Consider the following 8,320-nt stretch of genomic DNA (forward strand, 5'->3'; position numbering starts at 1 on the left):
CCGAAAAGTCTTTCGCGCGAAGCGGTTATGCAGGCTTATTCGAAACTGCGGCGTAATTGCGCACGGATCGTTCGGGGCCGGTTCACGCGAAGTGTGCGTCGCAAAACAAACGATCGCAGGACCGGCACAGCGATGCCGCGTTCGGGGACGCAACGTTAGTTCTAGGCGCGAGACGTTCGGCTTTCTCGACAGACGCGGTCAATCATGATCTGATCGCGCTACCAATTTGCTGCGGCCTGCGTGAATTGTTCACTCGGGCCGATGGCATCAATAAGAAAATCCAACAAGAGCTCGGAAAAGAAGTCTTAGAGGAAACTCCAACAACAAACACCCAGGCGAGGAAACGAGATGTCACGCAAGACACTGACGCGACGTCAATTTGTGGCTGCCACTGCAATGTCCTCCGCGGCGCTGATCACAGCGCCCTATGTCCGGGGCGCTTACGCCGCCGGCAAACTCTCGATCGGCTTCTGGGACCATTGGGTGCCGGGCGCCAACAAGGCCTCCACCGATCTCGTCAATGAATGGGCCGCGAAGGAGAAGGTCGAAGTCTCCATCGACTACATCACCAGCAACAACAAGAAGATCGAGCTGACCGCCGCGGCCGAAGCCCAGGCCAAGTCCGGTCACGACATCCTCCAGATGCCGAGCTGGTGGCCGCAGGCCTATTCGGAGAATCTCGAGCCGCTCAACGACGTCATGGAGCCGCTCCTCAAGCAGAACGGTGAGGTGAACGGCACCGTCAAATATCTCGGTCAGTCGGGCGGCAAATGGCTCGCAGTGCCCGCGACACCCGGCAGCCAGATCAAGGGTCCCTGCTCCCGCATCGACCTGATGAAGAAGCATGCCGGCATCGACGTGCAGGAGATGTACCCGGCCGGCGGCCCACCCAAGGTCGAGAACTGGACCATGGAGACCTTCCTGAAGGCAGCCGAGGCTTGCCACAAGGCCGGCGTTCCGTTCGGAATCGGTCTCGGCGAGACCACCGACAGCGTGGACACCGCCGGCGCGATCTTCCAGTCGTTCGGCGCCGAGCTCGTCAACGCCAAGGGCGACATCACGGTGAAGACCGATGCCGTTCGCCAGGCCATGGAGTTCTACAAGAAGCTGATCGCGTTCCTGCCGCCGGATGCGCCGTCCTGGGACGACGCGTCGAACAACAAATGGCTGATCTCCGGCCGCGGCGCGATGATCCTCAATCCGCCGAGCGCCTGGGCCGTCGCCAAGCGCGATGCGCCGCAGGTGGCCGAGCAGTGCTGGACGCACGGCTTCCCGTCCGGTCCGAAGGGCCGGTTTGCACCGTACCTGCCCTATTTCTGGGGTGTCTGGAGTTTTGGCAAGAACAAGGAGGCGGCCAAGAGCCTGCTCATTCACATGTCCTCGCCGTCGTCGATCGAGAAGTTCGTCGCGGTGAGCGGCGGCTACGACCTGCCGGCCTACGCCAATATGACCAAGCTCAAGACCTGGGCCGAGGAAGGACCGCCGCAGGGAACGCTGTTTCACTATCCCGACCCCTACAAGCATCAGACGCTGTCGATCGCGGCGTCCCCGGCACCGCCCAAGATCGCGCAGCAGATCTATTTCCAGGCGACGCTGACCAAGATGGCGCTGCGTTTTGCACGCGGCGAGACCATGGATCAGGCCCTCGCCTGGGCCGAGGGCGAGTGCGAAGGCTTCATGCGGAGCTAGCCGGGGTGTGCGGGCGGTTCACGCCATCTGCGTGAGCCGCCTGCATCCCGTCATCGGATTCGCATGGCCGGGAAGCCGACCCCAATGGCCGGCTTCGAGGTTGGACAAAGAAGTAGATAGAGCTGATTCAAGGAAGCTGAGATGGCCGATGTCGTCGTCGAGCAAGGTCGCGTCGCCCGTGCAAGGGGCGCGCGGAAGGGATCAAGCCTGCGCAACGCGCTCGGGCGAAAATCGACGGTGGCGTTCTTCCTGACGCTGCCGCTGATCCTTCTGATCGTCCTGCTCGTGCTCTATCCCGCCTTCTACTCGGTTTACCTCGCGACCCTGAACAAGGCGATGACGAAGTTCGTCGGCCTCAGCAACTTCACCTTCCTGTTCAAGCGCGAGACGTTCTGGATGGTGGTGCGGCAGTCCTGCATCTTCGCCATCACCGCGGTGGTCTTCAAGGCGCTGATCGGTTTCATCGTCGCGCATTTCGTCCACAACATTCCGGGCAAGAAGCAGCGCAAATGGCGCGGCATGCTGCTGGTGCCCTGGGTGATTCCGCCGGCGATGAGCACGCTGGCCTGGCTGTGGCTGTTCGACCCCTCCTACAGCGCCTTCAACTACACGCTGTCCTTCTTCGGCGTCGGTCCGATCCCCTGGCTCGGCGACACTTTCTGGGCGCGCTTCTCCGTCATCCTCGTCAACGTTTGGTACGGTGCGCCGTTCTTCCTGATCATGTATCTGGCCGCGCTGAAATCCGTGCCCGACCAGCTGTACGAGGCCGCGGAGATCGACGGCGCCAATTGGTGGCAGAAGATCTGGCACATCACTTTGCCGATGATGCGCAACATCATCGCCATCACTACCTTGTTCTCGCTGATCGTCACCTTCGCCAATTTCGACATCGTGCGCATCCTGACGTCGGGCGGCCCGCTGGATACGACGCATCTTTTCGCCACCTGGGCGTTCCAGGTCGGCATCCAGAGCAGCGACATTCCGCTCGGCGCCTGCGTCTCCCTGTTCATGGTGCCGATCCTGGCGGTCGCTGCGATCTTCATCCTGCGCGATGTCAACAAACGCGGAAACGAAGCCTGATGAGCACGCTCGCAATCGACAAGGCCGGACCGTCCCGCAAGGTCAAATACGGCAGCATGAGCCGCGACCGCATCTGGGCGCTTCGCTGGTCCTATTTCTTCCTGGTGCTGTTCGCCATCTTCTTCCTGACGCCGCCGGTCTACATGCTGATCACCTCACTCAAGAGCAGCGCGGAGATCTCGGCGGCAACCAACCCCTGGTGGGTGTTTCATCCGACGCTATCGAACTATGTCGAGCTGTTGAGCTCGAACCAATTTCTGCGCTTCTTCTGGAATTCGTCGATCATTTCGATCATCGTGGTGATCGTGACCATGATGATCAGCATCCCCGCGGCCTTCGCGCTGGCCCGGATGAAGTTCTGGGGCTCGGCGACGCTGGCCACCGGCGTCTTCCTCACCTATTTGATTCCGGACAGCCTTCTGTTCATCCCCCTGTTCAAGGTGCTCGGGATGGTCCAGGACCTGACCGGCATCACGCTGCTTAACCGATGGTACGTGCTGGTGTTCATCTATCCGACGCTGACAGTGCCATTCTGCACCTGGATCATGATCGGCTATTTCGCCTCGATCCCGAAGGAGCTGGATGAGGCGGCCCTCATTGATGGCGCCTCCTGGCTCCAGACGCTGACGCGGATCTTCATTCCCGTCGCGCTGCCCGGCCTGATCGCCGCCACCATCTTCGCCTTCACGGTGTCCTGGGCGCAGTTCCTCTATCCCCTGGTGTTCACGACATCGGTGGATCAGTTGGTGCTGCCGGTCGGCATCACCACCACGCTGATCAAGGGCGACGTCTTCAACTGGGGACAGATCATGACCGGCGCGCTGCTCGGCGCTGCGCCGCCGCTGGTCATCTACGCCTTCCTGATGGACTACTACATTGCCGGCCTGACCGCCGGCGCGACAAAGGGTTGATGTCTGATGGCTGACGTTGCATTGCGGAAGGTAGTTAAGCGTTACGACGACGTCGAAGCCGTGCGCGGCATCGATCTCGATATCGCCGACCATGAGTTCATCGTCCTGGTCGGCCCCTCTGGCTGCGGCAAGTCGACGACGCTGCGCATGATCGCGGGGCTCGAGGACATCAGCGACGGCGACATCATGATCGACGGCGACGTCGTCAACGACGTGCCGCCGAAAGACCGCGACATCGCGATGGTGTTCCAGAACTACGCGCTCTATCCGCACATGACGGTCGCCGAGAACATGTCGTTCGGGCTGCGCCTGAAGCACTATCCCAAGGCCGAGATCAAGGCGCGGGTGACGGAAGCCGCCCGCCTGCTCGACATCACCGACCTGATCGACCGCAAGCCGAAGCAGCTCTCCGGCGGCCAGCGCCAGCGCGTCGCGATGGGCCGGGCCATCGTGCGCAACCCGAAGGTCTTCCTGTTCGACGAGCCGCTGTCCAATCTCGACGCCAAGCTGCGCGTGCAGATGCGGATCGAGATCAAGAAGGTGCACCAGAAGGTCCGCACCACGACGGTCTACGTCACCCACGACCAGGTCGAGGCGATGACGCTGGCCGATCGCGTCGTGGTGATGAACAAGGGAAAGATCGAGCAGATCGGCACGCCCAACGAGCTCTACCACAAGCCCGCGACGCGCTTCGTCGCCGGCTTCATCGGCTCGCCCGCCATGAACTTCATCCCGTGCCGGCTCGAGGACGCCGGCGGCACGCTACAGATCCGGCTCACCGACCGCATCGCGTTCGCGCTGCCGCCGGCCCGCGCGGCGCGCTACAACGCGCTGCCGCGCACCGACAAGCTGCTGCTCGGCCTGCGGCCCGAGCATCTCACTGAGTCGCATGCGCATCTGGGGCCGGGCGTCGAGAGCTTCGACACCGTGCTCGACGTCACCGAGCCGATGGGAATGGAGACCCTGGTCTATTTCGGGCTCGATGGCACGCCGATCTGCGGCCGCGTCGATCCCAACGCCGGCGCCAAGGACGGGGCACCCATGCGTTTGGCGATGGACCTCAATAACATGCACCTGCTAAACGAGGCGACCGGCGTCGTGTTGTGACGCCGGTCCAAGAAACTCGCGCAGGCAGGGGACGATGGCGACCAACAAGAAGAAGATTTTCATTACACAAACTTTGTCGCAAGGGGCACGCGCCCTCCTCACCCAGCGGGACGATATCGAGCTCGTCGAGTTTGCGAACCTAATCTCGGCAAAGGACTTCGAGGCCTTGCTGAAGAGCCATGCGCCGGTCCATGGCGTGGCGCTCGGCGCCACCGCCTTCGGCGAGACCGAGCTCGAGGCGTCCAAGGACATGAAGGTCGTGACCCGCATCGGCGTCGGCTACGACGCCGTCGACGTGCCCGCCCTCTCCCGCCGCAAGGTGCCGCTGATGGTCGCGGGCAGCGCCAACTCGCCCTCGGTCGCCGAGCAGGCGCTGTTCATGATGCTGACGCTGGCCAAGCGCGCGAACGAGTTGCACGCCTGCGTCAAGGACGGCAAATGGGCCGACCGGCTCGGCATGCTGCCATTCGATCTCTACGGCAAGACCGTGCTGATCATCGGCTTCGGCCGCATCGGCAGCCGTACCGCCAAGCGGTGCCTGGCGATGGAAATGACCGTGCAGGTCTACGATCCCTACAAGCCAGCCGCCGAGATCAAGGCTGCCGGCTGCGAGCCTGTCGCCGACCTCGACGCCGCGCTGCCTCACGCCGATTTCGTCACCATCCACTGCCCGAAGACGCCGGAAACGGTCGGCCTGTTCGATGCGGCGCGGATCCGCCGGATGAAGCCGAAATCCTATCTCATCAACACCGCGCGCGGCGGCATCGTGAAGGAAGCCGCGCTGTACGACGCCCTGGTCTCCGGCAAGCTCGCCGGCGCCGGCATCGACGTGTTCGAGGTGGAGCCGCCGCCGGTCAGCAACGCGCTGTTCGCGCTGCCCAACGTCATCATCGCCCCGCACGTCGCCGGCGTCACGGTGGAGGCGGTGAGCCGGATGAGCGAGCAGACCGCGCGCAATATCCTGAGCGTGCTGGACGGCGATCCCATCAGGCAGAACATCATCAATCAGGACGTGCTGGGCTGAACAAGCCGAAGGCGGGCGGATTAATCTACCCGCCTTCGGAAGGCCAGAATGCGTCCCATTTTGGTGCAGATCGAGCCCCAACTCAGCCTTAATCAAACGCGCCTAATGTTCCCGGCCGCGGCGGCAGTGGGACAGACCAGCCAGCCGCGTCGAGCTGGAGGATGGACCCTTGTCAGAGATCGACCCGACCGACCACGCGCTGGCGACCATCGCCAGCATCCTGGAGCACCCCGAGCCCGTCCTCGTCGTCCGCCACACCGAGACCGAAATCGTGGTCGCCGGCGAGCGTGAGCATCTGGCTTCCGACGAGCAGGCAGTCATCGACGAACAGCCGGCTCTCGACGAGCATCCGGTCGTCGAGGAACAGCCGCTGGTGCCGGAGCACACCGATGCCGACGGCTACAGCAAGGTCGGGCCCGGGCCCATGGTGGCGATCCGCCTGAAATGGACGGTCCATCGCGGCGATGACGGCCAGTATTACGTCCACGAGACCATCGGCGAACAGTCCACGCCCGTGGTCAGCGGCCCCATGACCAGCGAGGCCGCGGTACATTTCGTCGACGTCCAGCAGGACGAGGCGAACAGGCGCTTCGAGCAGCTGCGCAGCGAGATCGCCGGCCGCAGCTCGCTCGCCGATTACGAGCGCAAGGGCGAAGCCTAGCGCTCCGGCCGGAGGTCTCGGTACACCTTTCCCGAACGGAGAGGTGTACGCCGAGCCTCGGCAACTACTTCCTTCCCAGATAATCCTTCTTCACGAGCTCGACGCCTGCGTGCCGCAGCAGGTCGTAGGCCGTCGTGACGTGAAAGAAGAACTGCGGGACACTGAACGTCAGCAGCAGCGCGCGCCCGGTGAAGGGCAGCTCGGTCCCGTTCTTCAGCCTGAAGAAGACATTCCGTTCCGCCGCCGCATCGATCTCCGCGCGCGGCAGGCTTTCGATGAACTCGATCGAGGTTGCGATCCGCGCCTGAAGCCCGGCCATGTCGTGCTCCAGCGCCGGCAGCGCCACCGGCTCGAGCTCCGCCAGCAAGGCCGGGGCGACCACCGCATGCCGGCAGGCCTCGCCGACCTGCTGCGCCAGATCGTACATGTTCGGGGCCAGCCGCATACCGAGCAGAACGGCCGGATTGAACTTGCGGGTCTCCGCATACGCCACACCCTTGTCGAGCAGCCCCGACAGGTTGCGCAAATGCGGGACGAAGAGGCCGACAGAGGCCTCGTACATCGAGATCGTCACGTCCAGATTCCCTTCAATTCCATCTCGCCAGCGACCGGCATCTGGTCTAAATCCACCCCTCAAGGGCGGCACAATGACAGCTCGCGCAGGGGTGGAAAAGAGATGATCGTTCGGATGGCTGTTCGAATCGTGGTGGCTGCGGCCGTGGCGTTGCTGGCAAACCTTTCGGCTCACGCGCAGCAGGCGCCCTCGCGCCTCGACGAGATCGTCAAGCGCGGCACCTTGCGCGTCGGCATGACCGGCGACTACAAGCCTTTCACCTATCTGGACAAGGCGACGCAGCAGTTCAGCGGCTTCGATGTCGACATGGCGGAGTCACTGGGCAAGGCGCTCGGGGTCAAGGTCGAGTTCGTGCCGACGGCCTGGCCGAAGCTGATGAAGGATTTCGAGGCCGACCAGTTCGACGTCGCCATGGGCGGCGTCTCGGTCACGTTCGACCGTCAGAAAAAGGGATTCTTCTCGACGCCGATCATGCGCGAGGGCAAGACGCCGATCACGCGCTGCGCCGACGTCGGCAAGTACCAGACGCTTCCTGATATCGACAAGAAGGGCACCCGCGTAATCGTCAATCCCGGCGGCACCAACGAGCGCTTTGCGCGTGCCAACATCAAGGACGCCGAGATCAGCGTTTTCTCCGACAATACCGTGATCTTCGACGAGATCGCCAAGGGCAACGCCGATCTGATGATGACGGACGCCTCCGAGACGCGCTACCAGCAGAAGCAGAACGCCGGCGTGCTCTGCGCGGTGCATCCCGAAAAGCCGTTCGACTTCTCCGAGAAGGCCTATTGGCTCCAGCGCGACATGGCGTTGAAGGCCTTCGTCGACCAATGGCTGCACATTTCCATGGAAGACGGCAGCTACAGGAAAATCTACGCCGCCTGGTTCGATTAGAGCGTTTTCGGACGAAGTGGGTACCGGTTCGCGCAACGAGAGCCCCGTCCCGATTGCGTCGGAACTGAATGGGCTCCAGCCGCGTCCTCCTGTCGCTTGCCCCCGCCAAACTTTGGACCGGCTGTTGGCCTATTGAACCCGGAACCGCAGGACGACGACTCATACCGTGACAGTGATCTAGATCACTTTTTACGATCGAGCCGGCGCGTAAGCGTCGGTGCGGGGACCACCTTTTCAGGAGATGGAAATGAGGAAGCTGTTGGCCACGGCCGCATTCCTTTTGGCGAGCACCGCTGCGCAGGCGCAGTACACCTTCGAATATGGCGGGCGCACCATCCGCATCGACCCGGACCGCGGCACCGTGCAGATTCCGGGCGTGT

General features: G+C 63.0%; 8 protein-coding genes and 1 pseudogene. 8 read left to right on the forward strand and 1 reads right to left on the reverse strand.

Annotated features, from left to right (window positions below; genetic code table 11):
* The first annotated feature begins 348 nt into the window (after nt 1-348).
* The 6 genes from XI03_RS03915 to XI03_RS03940 all read left to right on the forward strand — a co-directional run bounded on the left by XI03_RS03915 (nt 349) and on the right by XI03_RS03940 (nt 6,472).
* A complete protein-coding gene (locus tag XI03_RS03915) occupies nt 349-1,689 on the forward strand; it encodes an ABC transporter substrate-binding protein (RefSeq protein ID WP_271591390.1) in 1,341 nt (446 codons plus the stop codon).
* 141 nt (nt 1,690-1,830) lie between these two features.
* Nucleotides 1,831-2,769 (forward strand): carbohydrate ABC transporter permease, encoded by a 939-nt coding sequence (locus XI03_RS03920; RefSeq protein ID WP_028144590.1) that lies wholly within the window; start codon nt 1,831-1,833, stop codon nt 2,767-2,769.
* Nucleotides 2,769-3,680 carry a carbohydrate ABC transporter permease gene (locus XI03_RS03925; RefSeq protein WP_028144589.1) on the forward strand — a complete coding sequence of 304 codons (912 nt, stop codon included), beginning with the start codon at nt 2,769-2,771 and terminating at the stop codon, nt 3,678-3,680. Before XI03_RS03920 ends, XI03_RS03925 begins: the two co-directional genes overlap by 1 nt.
* A 6-nt stretch (nt 3,681-3,686) precedes the next feature.
* On the forward strand, nt 3,687-4,787 hold the full coding sequence (locus XI03_RS03930) for an ABC transporter ATP-binding protein (protein ID WP_028144588.1): 1,101 nt from the start codon (nt 3,687-3,689) through the stop codon (nt 4,785-4,787).
* 34 nt (nt 4,788-4,821) lie between these two features.
* A complete protein-coding gene (locus XI03_RS03935; protein WP_028144587.1) occupies nt 4,822-5,811 on the forward strand; it encodes a hydroxyacid dehydrogenase in 990 nt (329 codons plus the stop codon).
* A gap of 169 nt (nt 5,812-5,980) precedes the next feature.
* Entirely contained in the window at nt 5,981-6,472 is a 492-nt protein-coding gene (locus XI03_RS03940) for a hypothetical protein (RefSeq protein ID WP_271591391.1), read from the forward strand.
* Between the two features lie 64 nt (nt 6,473-6,536).
* Here XI03_RS03940 and XI03_RS03945 read toward each other — a convergent pair whose 3' ends face one another.
* Nucleotides 6,537-7,034: a DUF1993 domain-containing protein gene (locus XI03_RS03945; protein ID WP_028144585.1), complete on the reverse strand. Its 498-nt coding sequence runs from the start codon at nt 7,032-7,034 to the stop codon at nt 6,537-6,539.
* A gap of 126 nt (nt 7,035-7,160) precedes the next feature.
* Between XI03_RS03945 and XI03_RS03950 the strand changes: the two genes are divergently transcribed.
* Together XI03_RS03950 and XI03_RS03955 are read left to right on the forward strand one after the other, a co-directional pair.
* Entirely contained in the window at nt 7,161-7,940 is a 780-nt protein-coding gene (locus tag XI03_RS03950; RefSeq protein ID WP_271591392.1) for a transporter substrate-binding domain-containing protein, read from the forward strand.
* Nucleotides 7,941-8,187: 247 nt separating this feature from the next.
* Nucleotides 8,188-8,320: pseudogene (locus XI03_RS03955) on the forward strand (DUF2147 domain-containing protein); the annotation flags it as partial.

The sequence above is a fragment of the Bradyrhizobium sp. CCBAU 65884 genome (assembly GCF_028128835.1).
GTDB classification, from domain to species: Bacteria; Pseudomonadota; Alphaproteobacteria; order Rhizobiales; family Xanthobacteraceae; genus Bradyrhizobium; species Bradyrhizobium ottawaense.

Excerpts from the sequence above, each read along its gene's own strand:
- XI03_RS03930 (WP_028144588.1), top strand. The coding sequence starts at position 3,687 with ATGGCTGACGTTGCATTGCGGAAGGTAGTTAAGCGTTACGACGACGTC.
- XI03_RS03935 (WP_028144587.1), top strand. The coding sequence starts at position 4,822 with ATGGCGACCAACAAGAAGAAGATTTTCATTACACAAACTTTGTCGCAA.
- XI03_RS03920 (WP_028144590.1), top strand. The coding sequence starts at position 1,831 with ATGGCCGATGTCGTCGTCGAGCAAGGTCGCGTCGCCCGTGCAAGGGGC.
- XI03_RS03945 (WP_028144585.1), bottom strand. The coding sequence starts at position 7,034 with ATGTACGAGGCCTCTGTCGGCCTCTTCGTCCCGCATTTGCGCAACCTG.
- XI03_RS03915 (WP_271591390.1), top strand. The coding sequence starts at position 349 with ATGTCACGCAAGACACTGACGCGACGTCAATTTGTGGCTGCCACTGCA.
- XI03_RS03950 (WP_271591392.1), top strand. The coding sequence starts at position 7,161 with ATGGCTGTTCGAATCGTGGTGGCTGCGGCCGTGGCGTTGCTGGCAAAC.
- XI03_RS03925 (WP_028144589.1), top strand. The coding sequence starts at position 2,769 with ATGAGCACGCTCGCAATCGACAAGGCCGGACCGTCCCGCAAGGTCAAA.